Origin of the sequence: Fuerstiella marisgermanici (assembly GCF_001983935.1) — a bacterium.
GTDB classification, from domain to species: Bacteria; Planctomycetota; Planctomycetia; order Planctomycetales; family Planctomycetaceae; genus Fuerstiella; species Fuerstiella marisgermanici.
The window spans coordinates 8081297-8097802 of sequence record NZ_CP017641.1 but is presented as its reverse complement, the minus strand read 5'-3'; the positions used below and the strand labels follow the sequence as shown (position 1 = coordinate 8097802).

The 16506-nt window shown below is 54.3% G+C and carries 13 protein-coding genes; 10 read left to right on the top strand and 3 right to left on the bottom strand.

Translation table 11 applies throughout. The features are described from left to right. Positions 1-6: 6 nt before the first annotated feature. Positions 7-1494 (bottom strand): efflux RND transporter periplasmic adaptor subunit, encoded by a 1488-nt coding sequence (locus Fuma_RS30540; protein ID WP_218922331.1) that lies wholly within the window; start codon positions 1492-1494, stop codon positions 7-9. Between the two features lie 1418 nt (positions 1495-2912). Here Fuma_RS30540 and Fuma_RS30525 point away from each other — a divergent pair. From Fuma_RS30525 to Fuma_RS30485, 8 genes are all read left to right on the top strand, one after another. Beyond that, positions 2913-3815 carry a tyrosine-type recombinase/integrase gene (locus tag Fuma_RS30525; protein WP_077027451.1) on the top strand — a complete coding sequence of 301 codons (903 nt, stop codon included), beginning with the start codon at positions 2913-2915 and terminating at the stop codon, positions 3813-3815. 100 nt (positions 3816-3915) lie between these two features. Further along, positions 3916-4656 (top strand): metallophosphoesterase, encoded by a 741-nt coding sequence (locus Fuma_RS30520; protein WP_077027450.1) that lies wholly within the window; start codon positions 3916-3918, stop codon positions 4654-4656. Positions 4657-5315: 659 nt separating this feature from the next. Beyond that, positions 5316-6341: a DUF932 domain-containing protein gene (locus tag Fuma_RS30510; RefSeq protein WP_077028311.1), complete on the top strand. Its 1026-nt coding sequence runs from the start codon at positions 5316-5318 to the stop codon at positions 6339-6341. 1 nt (position 6342) lies between these two features. Further along, positions 6343-6789, top strand: a complete 447-nt coding sequence (locus Fuma_RS30505; RefSeq protein WP_077024713.1) for a hypothetical protein — start codon at positions 6343-6345, stop codon at positions 6787-6789. After that, a complete protein-coding gene (locus Fuma_RS30500; RefSeq protein WP_145944171.1) occupies positions 6786-7115 on the top strand; it encodes a hypothetical protein in 330 nt (109 codons plus the stop codon). Before Fuma_RS30505 ends, Fuma_RS30500 begins: the two co-directional genes overlap by 4 nt. Positions 7116-7148: 33 nt before the next feature. Then, a complete protein-coding gene (locus tag Fuma_RS30495) occupies positions 7149-7403 on the top strand; it encodes a hypothetical protein (RefSeq protein ID WP_077028651.1) in 255 nt (84 codons plus the stop codon). 56 nt (positions 7404-7459) lie between these two features. Next, positions 7460-8632, top strand: a complete 1173-nt coding sequence (locus Fuma_RS30490; protein WP_077022421.1) for an ISAs1 family transposase — start codon at positions 7460-7462, stop codon at positions 8630-8632. 340 nt (positions 8633-8972) lie between these two features. After that, positions 8973-10262: a hypothetical protein gene (locus Fuma_RS30485; protein ID WP_145944470.1), complete on the top strand. Its 1290-nt coding sequence runs from the start codon at positions 8973-8975 to the stop codon at positions 10260-10262. A 131-nt stretch (positions 10263-10393) separates the two neighbouring features. Here Fuma_RS30485 and Fuma_RS30480 read toward each other — a convergent pair whose 3' ends face one another. Both Fuma_RS30480 and Fuma_RS30475 read right to left on the bottom strand, forming a co-directional pair. Beyond that, entirely contained in the window at positions 10394-11728 is a 1335-nt protein-coding gene (locus Fuma_RS30480; RefSeq protein WP_077027447.1) for a YopA family protein, read from the bottom strand. A 483-nt stretch (positions 11729-12211) separates the two neighbouring features. Beyond that, complete coding sequence (locus Fuma_RS30475) at positions 12212-13204, bottom strand: DUF1559 domain-containing protein (RefSeq protein WP_218922330.1); 993 nt, start codon at positions 13202-13204, stop codon at positions 12212-12214. 377 nt (positions 13205-13581) lie between these two features. Between Fuma_RS30475 and Fuma_RS30470 the strand changes: the two genes are divergently transcribed. Both Fuma_RS30470 and Fuma_RS30465 read left to right on the top strand, forming a co-directional pair. Further along, positions 13582-15252, top strand: coding sequence for a glycosyltransferase (locus Fuma_RS30470; RefSeq protein ID WP_145944469.1), 1671 nt, complete (start codon positions 13582-13584; stop codon positions 15250-15252). After that, positions 15249-16295 (top strand): glycoside hydrolase family 26 protein, encoded by a 1047-nt coding sequence (locus tag Fuma_RS30465; RefSeq protein WP_077027445.1) that lies wholly within the window; start codon positions 15249-15251, stop codon positions 16293-16295. Before Fuma_RS30470 ends, Fuma_RS30465 begins: the two co-directional genes overlap by 4 nt. The last annotated feature ends 211 nt before the right edge of the window (positions 16296-16506 follow it).

Here is a 16506-nt window from a genome sequence, read left to right as displayed (position 1 = left end):
TCCGCTCTAGTGGTTGTGTCCGGCGTGAGGATCGACTCCGCCACCGGCCATGTTTTTGAGGGCCATTTGCATTTGATGAGCGCTCTTCATGGCGACCACGTCACCGGGAAACAACTGTCCATCGTTGGCGACAACGACAGAAAACTGGTCGCGATACTTCACGTGAACAGGAAGCCGATCGAAGTGATCGCCGTTCTCCTGAAACACAAAGTATTCCGCTCCTTCACGAGCCACCGCATCGATCGGCAGCACGATTTGATCTTCCCACTGTTCCACTGGCACGCGAAGCTGCAGTCTCTGTCCCGGTCGGTATCGCCAGTTGACGAAGCGGACGTCGTTCTGTTGCTTATTTTCGTGAGTCAGTTCGTTGGGGAGCCGCACGAAGAATTTCAGTGTGCGAGATGTTCGATCAATCTCCGTGTCCAGATAGGCGATATCCAGTCCCGGCACTTCCTTCGCTTTGCCATCTGCTTCATCAAACAACGCGGTGACTTTCCAGTCATTCCTGCTCGCATTGGAAAGCTGAGCGATATCCTGTTCGAAAGCCATGCCTTCGACGTACAGCTCAGCATAGTTGACCAGCGTTCCCAGTGGTTCGCCGGCATCCACTGCTTCACCACGGTGGACCAGCAACTCTCGAAGAATCAGCTGCGGATCAGCCACTGCCGATTCCATGCTGACGGGACGGATGGCGGTTTGCTCAAATGCACGGCTGAGTTTCAGCTCCTTTGATGTCGTGCCGTCCGCATTGGGAGAATACAGCTTCAATTCCCGCAGCAACCGACGCGTCTGTGCGATCTGCTGCACCTGAGTTTCCGATAGCCCGTGCAGCCGCAAAGCTTCCTGTTGAACAACCAGCAGCGATTTCAGCTTGTCGCGAGCATACTGCCGTTCCAGCAGTGTCTTTCGAGCAACTCCGCCAGACGTAGCCACATCCTGCAGACGAGCGATCTCCCGGTTTTCGATGTCCAGTTCGCCCAGCGTCGTGACGAACTCCGTTTGAGATCGGACGAGGTCTTCGTGTGTCAGTCGAATTTCAAACAGCAGACTATTCGGTTCCACCGCTTCGCCTGCAGCAGCGTGAATGTTGGTAATCACGCCCGTCATCGGCGTCGCGACCTGGATTCGCGTTCGCCCAGGCTGCTCCACAACAACCGCAGGAACCGTGATCGATTTGCTGAACGTTGTCAGTTGAATCTCAGCCACTCCGTCACCGGTCAGGCCAAGATTTCGCCGAGCCTGATCTGATAGTTCCAGCGAAGTCGCTTCGTCATGGCCAGCATGATCGTATCCGGCATGCGGGTCGTGAGCGTCTTCGCCTTCACCATGTTCATCCAGCCCGGCCGGGGCCCTGTTATCGGCGACCGTCGACTGCACCCACGAATTCAAAGTCGGCCACCACCGTTCGCGAGTGACAGCAGCCCCCGCGATGACAACGATCATCGTGACTGGCCAAACGTACTTCATCGGGATTTTTGGAATGCGAGAATTCATGGGACACAACCGTCCTGAGACCGTATTGATAGGGAGACCGTTGCGCAGCGGCAGCAGAGCCAATCGCGCAGCATCGAACCGTAGAAATTACACGGGGAAATGGTGGAGAACGTGTGCTGGTTACCAGCAACTGAATCACCGTCCGCCGCGATCACAGCAACGATCGCGCAGCAGATATCACAGCATGTGATACAAGGAATTCAGAGCCTCAGCAGGACGTACCCGCGAAGCTCTTTTAGAGCCGCCAGACCTGAGTTCTGGCGCGCAGTGTGTCCGTCGATTCGGCCATCGAAGGCGGACCGTGCAGGAATCCGCTGGCGATCAAAGCATCACTCGCAGTGTGCAATGAACAGACATCAGCGAGTGCCAAAGGAAGCACCACCCCGTCATCCGTGGGCAGTTCAACCTTCGAATTCGTCAGCCACGAGCAGTGAGTTGAGCAAGCACTATGTCCCTCGCCACACGGGCAGGAACTGTGATCGGGCTCATCGTCGTCAGCATTTTCGCTGGTATCGGTCGAGCAGTGAGAATGAAACTTACAGCTACACTGATGAGTGTCCTGCGATTTCTGCTGCTCAGCAACTTCCGGCGTCGAGTTCAGGACCGAGCAATGATGATGATGAGCGCAACATCCCATCCCCGCGTGAAACAACACGCTCAGGAGAGTCAGGAGTTTTGCCGCACTGTGAAACATGAAAAGTCCTTTTGCGATCAATCGCCACCGCACATTATCGTCAAGGCCACCGGTTTGTCATCATCAATATGAAGATCAAAACCCACATTGCCCAACTTGCGGGGCAACTCCGGTGCCAAACTCGGCGACAAACTCCCAGAATCACTGTCCTCTGTTTCATCAATGATTTCCGATCACTCGATCGTCTTCCACGGCACTGAAAGCTACAGACTGCCATCAAGACCGCGTCACCCTGTAGTCAGATTGAATGAGTGAGAAGTCTGCGTTGCACGTACGAGCAAGCCCCTCCATTGTCTTCTTGAACGTTCAGCTGCCACGCAAGTTCTTAATCCTCATCGCCGTCGGTTCCGACGCCGCGCAGGCGCTCACGCCTTCTTCCCAAACTCATCTCCACGCTCAAGCAGAAGATCGACGAATCGTTTGCGGTTATTCTGAATCGGGCATCCTTGAGTGTCGATTTCTCGTGTCGCACTTTGTCATCGACAAAAGAGATTATCGGTGGCAAAGTAGGGATGTGGTGGCTGGCGGTTCCTGAGTCGAACCGTGGGTAAATTTTCGGCTCGGTATGGCGAGCAAATGTTCAACGGAACAGGCATGGAGGCACATGGACGAGGAAGTTATGCGGGGGCCGGGGAGCCGTTTGCCGGGGGCGGCGGATGTTTGGCGGGGGGGGTCGTTGCTGCCCATACCGAGCGACACGCAGCGAGAGCTGGCATGTTCCCAGTTGATTCAGAATTCGGGCCAAGCCGCTGGGTTCGCCGCCGATGAGTTCTTTCATGCGGATGTGCGGAATGCTCATACGCGCCGCGCTTATCGACAAGCGGTGACGCGGTTCCTGAGCTTTGTCCAGCCGGACGTGCAGTCACTGGCGATGATTACTCCAGCTCACGTCGGACGGTATTTCGATCAACTGGCCGTGTCGGCCACAACGAAGAAGCTGCACCTGTCCGCCCTGCGGCATTTCTTTGATCGCATGGTGAATCGGCATGTGATGGTGCTGAATCCTGCTTTGTCTGTCCGCGGCGAACGAACATCGACGACGGAAGGCAAGACGAGCGAGATTCCGCCCATTGAAGTTCGGCAGTTACTGAATTCCATCGATACGTCGCACATTGTCGGACTGCGCGACCGACTTGCGATTGCGCTGCTGGCGTTTACGGCCGCTCGCGTGGGAGCCATCGTCAAGCTGCAAATCGTCGACGTGAAGATCAGCGTGTCGAGTCCATTGCTGCAGTTGCACGAGAAGCGGGGGAAGTTTCGCAGCATTCCGATTCGGCATGAGTTGGTCGAATTCATCAATGCATATCTGATCACTCTGCAGTACCGTGACCCGAGTCAGTCTCTGTTGCGGTCCGCCATTGGTCGCACAAAGCAACTGACGTCGTCACCAATGACGGCCGCCGACGTACGGTGTATGCTGAAACGACGATTAAAGGACGCTGGTTTGCCGACTCATTATTCTCCGCATTCGCTGCGGGTGATGGCGGTAACGGATCTCCTGAATCAGGGGGTCTCCCTGGAATCGGTTCAGTTTCTCGCCGGACACAGCGACCCTCGCACAACGCGGTTGTATGACCGCCGTCAGCAAAAGGTGACGCGCAATCTGGTCGAACGAATCTCGGTGTGAGAGGCACGACGATGAATTTTGTTTGAACTTTCCCGGTAAGTGTAGCTACCTTTGTCCGGAGCAACGCATTCCTGCCCTTGTCGTCCGCGGAGCCCACTTGATGCCGGAAACGATTGTAATCGGAGACATGCACGGGCATGCGGATGCTCTGCGTGGTCTGATCGACAAGATTCTGCCACGTGTCCATGCTGACACAACGATTGTCACGCTAGGGGATTACATCGATCGCGGTCCGTCCAGTCGAGACGTTATCGATCAGTTGCTAAATCTGAAACTCCATACTTCCGGGCAGCTTGTGTCTTTACTCGGCAATCACGAGGACTGGATGCTGCAATCCCTAAATGACCATACCAAACATCCATGGCTGCTCGGTATGGACGGCTTGTCCACAATTCAGAGCTATTCATCAGCTGCCGCCGCAGCGATTCGTGACCGGCTCACGGCCCTGGGACCGCGAATCTATACCGAACGAGTCAGCCTGCCATACGACCTGTTCTTTGACACTCTCCCGGATTCACACCTGCGGTTCTTTCAGGAACTTCAAGTTTGCTACGAAGACCAGCACGGCTTTTACTCACATGCCGGGCTTGATCCACTCTATCCCCTGAGCGAGCAGAATCGCCAGGTGCTGGTTTGGGGGGAGCACACCAACTTCCAGTGCTATTCAGGTAAGCCCGTGGTTTATGGTCACTGGAACAATATGCTGGCAGATGACGGAGGAAATCGCGTCCCGAGGCGAGCAGGTGATACCTATGGGATCGACAGTATTGCGGACGGCGTCCTGACTGCCTTGCACCTCCCGTCGCTCAACGTGACTCACGCTCAGACAGAATCCGTTTAGACGTCCAGAAGGCTCCTGCGTGCGGCGCCGGTCCGCTGTGCGAGCCATGACCACCAACACGATTTCAATGTACACCCCGTATCCCACAGAGGCGTCAGTCACTGACGCAAAGCCCCGACGAATCCACTGCTCGGAAAGCAGACGGGTGGTGCGGCTATGCTGACTGAGTCAGGGCCGGGCAATTACGTCTTCGCATCATCGTGCGGGGACAGATTCTGGCGAGCCCCGCACGATGACGCTGCGACGAAAGCAGACACATTGACCGAATATTTTCCAATCGCTGCTCGCCCGGTGGCATTCTGTAAGCCGGAGTTCCTGATCAAATCCTGTGAGAATTCAGGGGCTTGTCGAGACGCCCGATTTTCTTTTTGCGGAAACGTGACAATCTTCCTGGCCCATGCTATTTCCGTCTTAATCAAGCCGTTCTTTGCCACCACGAATATGAGTTCGCCCCGCAGATTTATCTGCCTCCCGGAGCCCGCTGGGGTCCGAGGGGCGGTGGTGCATGATGAGGTTTGATCGTTGCAGCTCAGCACGAGCCGCAACAAAGGTTGATGTCTGCTGCTTTCGCGCAGGATCGATTCGACTGTGAGCACTGTGCTCCCGGTCAATTCGGTTCTGTAATCAGTACTTCGGTACTGGCGAAAGGAGAAGATGCAATGGTCGAACTGAAACGGGCCCATGACGAACTGTTCCGCCGCGCGGCGGACGAATGCTTCGAAACCTTCGACGATCTTTATGATCATTGTTGCACGGAACGTGATGCTTCCCGCGACTGCTGGCAGCTGCCACAGAAGCTGGAACCTCACGTCACCGGCAACTCCATTCAGCTGACTGTCGAAGGGGAAGGAGATGTGGGCCTGAATGACTGGTCTTTCAGTCAGCTCTGCCGCCTCTCTGGTGTTCGGAAAGAGACGCTGAATCGTCTGTCGCCGGATACTGCCAGCAAAGTCGTGCAGGAAACTCTGCCGCGTTCGCAGAAGCCGGTGCAGGTGCTGTCCACCGGCAGCACGGCGCGTTCGCTGCATGGTGTTTCCTACACACGATTGTGGAATGCCGACCTGCTGGATGTGGTGAAGGAAACGGCAGTGGATTTCCGTCCGCCCCAGAAAAGTTTTTCTGGTGGGACGGGTCTCTACTGCGGTGAACAGGACATGTTCGCGTTCCTGATCGATCCGCTCGGCTGGTGTGAACTTGAAGGTGAAGCGTTTGCTCCCGGGTTTTTCATTTGGAACTCTGAAGTCGGACGCCGTTCGCTGGGGATTCAGACGTTCTGGTTTCAGAAAGTCTGTGCCAATCACATCGTGTGGGATGCGGTCGAAGTCGTTGAGTTCACACGCAAGCATACCGCTCGCGTGCACGATAGTCTGGACGAGATTCGCCGCATCATTGATGAGCTGGCGAGGAAGCGTGATCAGCGTCGCGACGGATTCGTCAACACGCTGCGGAATGCCATGTCGACGAAACTGGGTGATTGCTCAGAGGATGTCGCCAAACAGCTGACCGAACGTCGCATTCCTCGTCACCTGATCGATACGGCTCTGGAAATGGCAGCGGTGCAGGGCAGTTTTACGATCTTCTCGATTGTGGATGCGCTGACCCGGCTGTCGCAGAACGTGCGCTACGCCGGCGATCGAGCGGAGCTGGACAGTCGGATCGGCAGTCTGCTTGGACTGGCGGTGTGACATGGATCCGCAAGCGACATGGACAAGACTGCTGGAAGCGTGGAAGGACCATGACTGGGAAGAGCTGCAGGCTGCGGCGAAGGACCTGAAGCACTGGATGGCCAGAGGCGGATTTCCACCCGACGTGTTGCCGCAACAAAGCATGGGGCCGATGTGGAACCGTGCTGTGGTGCGAGCGGTCTGTGAATTCGCATTGCAAATGGCATGGCAGGTGTTGCAGTCACCGAACGGAATTCCGAAAAGGGTTCCGTTCAGTGTGTCCTGCTTCGAATGCGATGCTGGTTCACCGGCGTCGTATGAAGAGGCAGCGGCCGCCGGCTGGACCGGAATTGAGTTTCGTCCGGACCTGCCGCTGGAGAACTTTCTTGGCTACTGCCCGGATCATGTTCCGTCTCCACCGTGGGATGAACATGACACGGAGGTGGCCGTGCAACGGAGGGCACAATGATGGCATGGATACGGTTGCGGCACGGACGCCACAACCTGCTGACCACAGAAAGCGAACGCGAAGTCGACGGACCTGTGTTCGGACCGTTTCTCACGATTCACGAGAACGAGGGTCGTGACATTCGATGTGGGGAAGCCTGGACGCTGCGCATCGTCGATGGCTCCGTTTACTACGGAGGCATGTACTACCGAACGTGGGAGATTTTTCACGGTTCGGTTCGTGACAGCGAACGTGACCGCGTGTGTTGTTTCTCACCCGACCTGGCAGAACCGCCGCACTGGGATGAGTTCAGCAACGAATCGTTCGCTGTCGTTTTATTTGATTGACCAAAACAAAAATGAGGAAAGGAAATGGAAGACATGGCCAACACAAACGGAAAGGCTCGACCCGTCAATGAGATTCGCATGGGACGAATTCGCGCCGCCATCTGGGAAAATGAAACTCAGAACGGCACGAGACATAACGTGACTCTGAGTCGCATCTACAAGGACGGTGATGTCTGGAAAGACAGCACCAGCTTTGGACGCGATGACCTGCCATTGGTGATGAAGGTCTCAGACCTGGCCCCAGGGCCAGCGCGCACTTTGGGCAATTTAGGCTGGCGCGACAAGTGAGTATTGGTTAGTCTTTTCGTGTCGTAACATCGGACTTCACGAGGAGAGGACAAGAGATGTCGACAGTTGAACTGGCGGTCACCCAGGAGCTGACAGGAAACATTGTTCATTACTTTGATCAATTGAAAGACCCGCGTTCCAACATCAATCGTCTGCATCTGCTTGGTGATGTGATTGTGATCGCCATTTGCGGAGTGCTGGCCAACGCCGACGGCCCCAGTGCGATTGCGGAATGGGCGCGACTGAATGCCGATGGCCTGCAGAAACACCTGGCACTTCCGCATGGCATTCCGAAAAAAGATACGTACCGGCGCGTCCTTTCTCTCCTGAAGCCGAACGACTTTCAAGCGTGCTTCGTGCAATGGATTGAATCGCTGGAAGGACTTTCCGACGAACAGAAAGAAGGCTACAGAAAACAGATTGCGATTGATGGCAAAGCACTCCGTCGATCACATGACAAAAAGAATGGGCTGGGTGCGTTGTTCATCGTGAGTGCGTGGGCTTCTGATCAGGGGATTTCTCTGGGACAGGTGGCGACGGAAGAGAAGTCGAACGAGATCACCGCGATCCCGAAATTACTGAACGAAATCAATATCGATGAGGCGATCATTACGATTGACGCAGCGGGTTGTCAAAAAAACATTGCGCAGCAGATCGTGTCTGGCAATGCAGACTATGTGTTAGCCCTGAAAGGCAACCAACCGAAACTCTATGAGGTCGTGCAGAAGTTTTTTCTCGATCACCTGGAGGATGACTTCGCTCGCTGTCCCGTCAGTCGCTATGAAGAAACAGAGAAGGGACACGGTCGGCAGGAACAGAGAATCTACTATCAGGCGACCGTGCCTGTCGATTTTGACGTGGGCCACAAATGGGCCGGACTCAAGACCATCGGAACGGCGATCCGAATGTACGAGCAGGACGGCATTCATCATTCTGACGTTCGCTACTACATCAGCAGTCTGCGTCGCAAAGGCGAGCTGTTCGCAACAACGGTTCGTGGTCACTGGGCCATAGAAAACACGCTGCACTGGAGTCTCGACATGACCTACCGCGAGGATGAGAGTCGAGTCCGAAACCGAATCTTCGCGAACAATTTGTCATGGCTCAGACGACTCACACTCAGCCTCATCAAGAAACATCCTGGCAAACAAAGCAACGTCATGAAAAGAAGAATGGCCGGATGGAACATTGACTATTTGATGCAAATCCTTACCGGCAAAACAACTTAGTATGCGCTGGCCCTGGACCTGGCCCACAGCTGGATCTTTGACAACAGTCAGCCAGCGGATTCCGCCAAAGGAGGTTCGTAACACGGGACAACCTGTTAGTTGTCACGACGACGGCCAACAGGTTTTGAGAGATGCACCACCGCATCTCTCAGCTATTCGCACAGTTCGATTTCTTTGCGCATCCGCATCAGCAGGAGGAAACCAGGCAATTGCGGTTCTCCCTCCAGCCTGTGATTTCAAGCGCCTGATCTTTTCGGAAACCCAACGATTCTGAGAACTCAAACCTGGATCGGTACTTTTGATCGCTCTACGATCGGCTCCGTGAAAGGAGCAGGTTCGCATGTCGACGATGCTGTATCTCGATACAGCACGGTTGGGACAGATGTCCCCAACAGCGCTGAAAATGCAGTGCGACTTCGTCCGCCTGATGGCCGAAGACCCTTCCAGCCTGTACACCGAACAATTCCTGTTTGAAGGAGTCACCGCGACACCCGAGATTCCTCAGCGATTCCCTGAACTTACTCGCTGGCCCGGTATTGAAGGCCTTAAACAACAGCTTCGTCAAACCTTTGCTGAGAACACCACTTCCGACACGAAAGTCCTGCTGGCCAGTCGCACGACCAGCCTGATGCAGTCGGGGATCCGTTCTCTCGTTGCCGCCGGCCGACGTCATCTGCTGCTCACTGATCTCACCTGGCCGCCCTACCGAAAATGGATCCAGAGTTTCGCACGTCTTCGCAGAATCAGACTATCGCTCTTGCCGCTACGCAAGCGAATCTGGCAACAGGGATTCACTGCTGATGATGTCGCCAGGGAGATTCTGAAATACGTCCGTCGAAACCGGAGTGACAGCCTCTTTCTGCCGGCCGTCACGCACACCGGCATCCGTCTGCCGCTGCCAACCATTCTGCGGTCATTGTCGGACAGTTCGACGAACGTTCGCACCGTCATCGACGCGTCCCAGGCTTACGGCCACATCAACACCGGCGACTGGACCCACCTCGCCGATTTCACTTTCGGCGGCTGCCACAAGTGGGTCCGAGCCTATCTGCCGCTGGGCGTTGCGTTTGCACGACAGCAGGACAGGGCACGACTCCACAGAAAGATAGTCCACGACCCGTTGCTACAATTTTGTGACGCGACGGGAACGGGGGGCGGACCGATGGAAACGGTGAACGTCGTTCCGCTACTCACCGCACATGGTGCAGTGAAAGACTTGATGCCATGCTCCGAGGTATCTCGATTCGCAAATGCTGCCCAGGAGTTCCAGCCGATCCATCAACGCTGTCCAACATGGTCTGTGTTGAGTCCGCACCGGACGCTTTGCTCAAAAATCGTCCTGCTTCAATCTGAAAGTCCTTCCGTCCGTAAGCTCCCGAACCAGCAGCTTCGCCAACTGCTGGCGGAACACGGCATTTCAGCAACCACATACGGCGGTGGTGTCGTTCGCATTTCGATTCCGCGTTCCAGACTCAGCAAGCCCGGTCGAATTGTACATCTGCTCGCGGCAGGACTCGGTCGTCTCGATCGTGCCCGGAAACCGGCAATCCCTGACAGATCCTTCAGCGACGGTCACACAGCCAAGACATCAGGCCCCGTCGGACGTCTGTCGCCGTCGAGCCAACCGTGATCGTCGACAGCAAGTGGCGGAAGACTGCTCAGCCGAATTGTTTTGCAGAAAACGCTTCGGTTGGTCTCACCGGCGCGCGCTGAACGGTGTGCCACGTACCCAAAGGCGCCTCCTAATCACTTCCTGCGGTCCTACTTTTCATTAGGACCGGCTGGTTCGACTCCCGGAAGTTGGCTGAAGTCAGCTGTCTCGTAGACGGGTTCAGAAACAGCAGCACGAGAATAGAGTGCTCCACAGGTGGTATCAGCCCGAAATGGCCCGAAGTATCCAGAGAGGCCTAGCAGACAACATTCGAGATAGAAGAGCCCGAGCTCACACGCTTGGTGTCGCAAGACCGGTCCCATCTGCCCAAGCCGCTCTCGCTTTTTCTTCTTTGGATGCGTAATTCCATTACGAATCTCGGTTATCGCGTGAGGTCCGTCAGCGTATGTCTGATTTCCATCAAATTTGAACTCTGCCAGGTCCGTGACTTTCGGCGGAAATTCAGTCATCACGAGCATTTTTGAAAGCAGTAGTCGAATTCGGTCTGACGCCCAAAGGTTTTCAAATCCTGCCAGCCCCTTCAGCACCCCGCCGATTTCAACATAGACCACCCACGACAGCAATTCGAGTGCCGCCTGCGACAGAATAATGGACGTCTCAGTGGTTCCGTTACGACATTGTACGTACCAATCGATTGCCTGAGTGAATGGTTCGTTCCAATCCTCATCCGAGAATCTCTCGGCAAACCCGGGGAAGACCGCTTTCACAAACTTCGCTGGCAGATGTGCAGACCAAGTGTACGGATTCGACCACGAACGCCCCTGACGTATGTTCCACAACTGCCACGATTCCTCATCGTTGACGTAGCCGATTGGGAGGGTCAGGCACGCCCATGTCCCTGTAACGAACGCAATGAAGTGCTCAATCAGACTGGCAATCTGATCCAAAGCTTTATTGTCGAATGTTGAGCCGTCAATTCGAGAAAGCTGAACGCGGTGAGTGATTGCCCGACCGCCGTGATGACGCAACGACTCGACGAGTTCGCTTGTGTTCTCAACGCAGTCCAGCGTTACTTGCCAGTCATTGGTTTCAAATTCTATCCGACCGGCACTGCAAGCCCCTGACGCGTGGCAGATCATGTCCTCCGAAAAATCGCGGCAGTTTATGACGTGAAAGACGATTCGCGACATTACCTCGCCAGCGTTGATCTCGACCGCCTTCTGAAGCGCGAGGCCGTGGCGATGGTCGTCTCCGCACGAGTGGCCATCGTAGAATCGAGCCTGCGTCTGGATACCGAGCGATGGAATCTCAAGCGTTATCGGTTCGTTTAGCTGTCGCACATCGCCGCGAAAGGCGTGCTGGCCGGAAGTGGCATACCGACAGACTACGACTGGTCTCGGAGTCCATTCGTGGACAATCACAACCTCACGTTCGGTGGGACCGTCGGTCTCATGGACGATGGCTGTTCCTTCGAACAACGTCATAGGGGCGTTGACTACACGTGTTTCCAGTCGAGTTGTGACAGCAGCTGGAAGGCTATTTCTGAATTCGTTTGCATCCATGTGGTGAGTCTAACGTGTGATCCTGAGTCGTCGAAGTATGGAAAAGCTATCCAGTATCGTGGTTCCAAAGAACGCGACGTATCGTCTGACACACGATAGTTGACCGCGTTCGGTGGTCACTACCTAGGCAGCTGGCGGAGGACCTCGAGTTGGCTTCGGTTGGTCTCACCGAAGCGAGTTGCCTAACTCGGTCGTCAGCGCTTCCGGCATTCTATCCTGATCACACGGCGTACACGATGGGTGCATAACGCAAGAGGACCACCCAACAAAAGAGAATTGGTGGAGTCCGTCCGTGATATGGAAGCGGATTGGTGACGCATTCCAGAGAAGTCAAGGCATCTTCACCCAACGCCTCGCCCAACAAATCGTTGGCTTCCGCCGTGTCCGGGAACTCGGCTCGGTTATTTAGAATTCGGATACGACTTTGCCGTCGTTTTTCGCACCGAGGTATTGATAAATTTGGTGGTCGATGTTCTCGGAAAGGAAATGGACGCTGCCATCACCCAGCAGAAATTGGGCACCACCATTGTGGCTGGATTTGAACCCCACTTCGGTGTTCCAGTTGCACGGGCGACGGCATGGATCGGCGTTGTTCGGATCGCATGAATCGTAGTTGATGGGGATTAACGTTGTGCAATAGCCGTTTCCGTTGTTGGACGCCGCCCATCCATTTTGAGCATGTTCGGAACATTCGGGACGGACTTCACCAACGAAAATTGTATTGGTCAGGCCATCGGTCACATCTCTGAATTTAGCACGGGTGCCAACTCGGGTGAATGGACCTGCGAACCTGTAATTGTCGTCGATGGGGGCAAGTTTAAGCCCCGTCCAGGGGTGAGTGCAGGAACACGCAGGATTATCCCAGACTTCAGTCGGGCCTCGCGACGCAGCGTAGTTATGTGCGGCCAAATCGTTGTATTTCTCGGGATGACTGTCACTGGGGCAGAGTAGCCCCGGGACAGTTGTTGATGCGACGAGTTCTCCCGAAGGAAATGTCGTCCCTTCGATATCTGTCATCTTCAGATTGTAAGCATCGTAGATGGCGCTCTGTTCGAGATAGGGCGTGAGGTAGACAAACATCGACCCCCGCTTGATCCCGCTCGCCTGACTGAACACAGCCCCAGGAGGTAAACTTTTGTACGTACCCTCGAAGTTATGAATCGCGAGACCAATCTCTTTCAGGTTGTTCTTGCACCACGTTTGTCGGGCAGCTTCTCGAGCCTGCTGGACGGCAGGAAGCAACAGTGCGACAAGGATAGCGATGATTGCAATGACCACTAAAAGTTCGAGCAACGTAAACCCGGACCTTTTCGAATCACTATGCTCCACGCAGACTGGATTTCGTTTTGAAACTTGCATGTTGAGTTCAATCGTTTTTAATTTGAGTGTCACACTCACAAGCGACTGCCGTTGCAAATTCTGAGCCAGCGATCAAGCTTCATTTGCAGCTAATCAGACCAACTTATCTTGAGCAGATAGAAGACATGTGAACGGCGCGTGTAAAACGAATCTCCGATAAAATCTACATGATCCGTCAGAAAAACATGTTCGTTGGGTTGCATGAAATACTTGCACGCATAATTGTCTTTGCTTAGCGAACAGGCAACGCTCCACCCAATGCGTTGCTCGAATTCTAAGGAATTATGTCGTCAGCATATCGTCGTAGTCGTTTGGTGTAAAAGTTGCTGCGGTCGAATTCCACGAGGGGAAGTTGCAACTCTCTGCATCTTGAGTTGTCAGCCAATCACCACTACTACTAATCGGATGTTCACGTCGTGCAATCGCTCTCCTCCATCAACCCCAATGGCACTCAAACAGGGGAACGCGAGTTGACGGCTAATCGCAAGAAGACAGCCCAGCCAAGCATTTCCCCCGGGCTGCTCATCGACCTAATGGATGCAGATGCATGCCGTCAGTTCAGGTTTCTAGTCGTTTCATGGGCTGCAGGCCTTGTCATCTTCTACTGTTGGTGGTTCCGACTGGAGCATGTTTCGCACTGGGTCGGATTTATTGTGAATACGCTACTTGTCACGTGGACCGCTTGTCTGCCCGGCTACTTCATATTTTTTGTCTCGCGCATGAAACGGGTTGATCCGACGATTTCCATATCCGAGTCGTGGCGTGTGGCAATGGTCACGACGCGAGCTCCATCAGAACCGTTTGAGCTGGTTCAGGATACATTGAAAGGTATGCTGGCACAGGAACATCGGCACGATACGTGGCTGGCCGATGAAGATCCAACCGATGAAATCTATCATTGGTGCGAAGAACACGGCGTGCGTGTTTCCTGTCGAAAAGGTGTGGCCGAATATCATCAGCAACAATGGCCTCGGCGAACCAAGTGTAAGGAAGGCAACCTCGCCTATTTCTATGATCACTACGGATACGAGAACTATGATCTCGTTGTTCAACTCGACGCGGATCACGTCCCCCAGGAGCGTTACCTTGAACACATGTTGCGACCGTTCGCCGACGGTGCGGTTGGATATGTTTCCGCCCCGAGTATCTGTTCGAAGAACTCGAAGACCAGTTGGTCGGCGAGAGGACGATTGTTCTCAGAGGCCTTAATGCATGGTCCGTTGCAAGCTGGCTACAGCGGCAGTTTTGCACCGCTTTGCATCGGGTCACACTATGCCGTCCGGACAGAAGCGCTCAGGGCGATTGGTGGGCTTGGACCCGAACTGGCGGAGGACCACAGCACGACACTCATGATGAACGGCCACGGCTGGCGAGGAATTCACGCGATTGATGCGATCGCTATCGGCGAAGGTCCTCCAACATTGGCTGCCTGCATCACTCAGGAATTTCAATGGTCTCGTAGTTTAATGGTAGTCTTGCTGACGTTACTGCCGCGATACTGGTCGAAACTCTCTCGGCCATTGCGAGTTCAGTTTCTGCTCAGCGAACTGTGGTACCCGCTCTTCAGCCTAACGATGCTCACGGGCCTGATCCTGCCCATCGTCGCGGTCATTATTAAAGTCCCCTGGGTGCGTGTCAGCTATCTTGACTTCATTGGACACACCTTGCCCTTGACGCTGCTTACGCTGGCAATCCACAAATTTTTGAAGCAGAAGTTCTGGCTGCGTCCCGCTGACAGCCCATGCCTTTCGTGGGAGATGGCTTTGTTTCAGGTGATTCGATGGCCGTGGTCGCTGCTCGGATCGGTGATGGGCGTGTTCGATTCCATTCGGCGGAAAAATGTCACTTTCCGGGTCACACCAAAAGGAGCCGTCCACGACGATGCCCTGAATTGGCGAATTCTGGCCCCCTATCTGGCCGTGCTTGTCTTCAGCTTTCTTCCAACGCTGTGCATCTCTGATGCAGGGACTGCAACGGGATATTTTTCCTTCCTGATCATTGCGCAAATTGTCTACACAATCGCACTGTTTGCGATCGTTCTCATTCACCGCCGCGAAGTCCACCAGAATCTGAGTGCTGAAGAATGAAAAGCCGTTTCTCAAAACAGATGAGCTCCCTGTGTGTGCTGGTTATCCTGCCCGTTTCAATGATCCTCTTCAACGGCAAGGAGGCTTTGCAGGCCATATTCTACCGACAGGCAGAAAGCAAGTTGGTAACACTCAGCATCGATCACAAGCCAAAAACCAAAGTGGAATTCACAACTGTGCAACCACCAAAGAATAAATCGCCCGGCCGCAGTTGCCGGCTAACATTTGGCGCTTACGACCCGACGGGTGAGTTGAGCGATCATAACAATCTGAAGATTCAACATCTCTACATCTCGTGGACCCAGTTCGACCACAAGGAATTACTTGCCGGCATCAGCAAGGCTGAGGCAGCCGGGCGACAGATTCTGTTGACGGTTGAGCCCTGGCCAAATCGTGATGATCAAGCCGACACACTGCTTGAGGACGTCACCCAAGGGGTGTATGACGAATCTATCGATCGCGTTGCAGAGGTCCTCTCGGAATCAACCGTTGCAAAATACGTTTCCTGGGGTCACGAAATGGACCAGGACTTGACGGAGCGTTATCCATGGTCGGGAAAGGATCCGCAGAAATTCATAGCCGCGTATCGCTACGTGATTGATCGTATTCGCAAGTCAACTGAAGCCGATTTGAGTTTTGTGTGGGTCGGCGTGTTGAAAGATACGAGCGTGCGCTATTGGCCCGGCGACGAATATGTCGACTTCATTGGCATGCCGGTCTACAGCTTTCCTAGCTGGGATCAGCAAACCTACGGCTTTATCCGGGATTTTCGAACCACGTTTGAGGAGAAGCAAAATCTTATCGTTGATTTAGACAAACCGCTGATGATTACTGAAATGGGAGTTGCGGGAAGCAGCGACTTCGAAAGTTTCTGGCTGCATCAGGCGTTTCTTGCTTTGGACGACTATCCCAGGCTGACAGCCGTTATTTTCTTCTACGCCTCCGACACGGAAGGTGCGTGGGGGAAGAATTATCCGACGCCCGACTGGCGTGTTCACCCAGAGGCCATCCGCGGACTTGTCGACTGGAAGAAAACAGATTAACACCCAAACGACCATTGGTGTCTCGCCGAAGCGTGAACCGGTTTCGAAGACAATTGGGAACTGGAAGTTCCCGCACATCAGAACCGAACAGGGTATCAGTGGGACGCTCGTGTACCGGGAGATTGCGCGAATCTCAGTTCAACAACCTGCCCTCCACAGTCTGCAAAAAGCCTGGAAGCAGATGGCTTGGGGCATCGTTCATCACTTCATT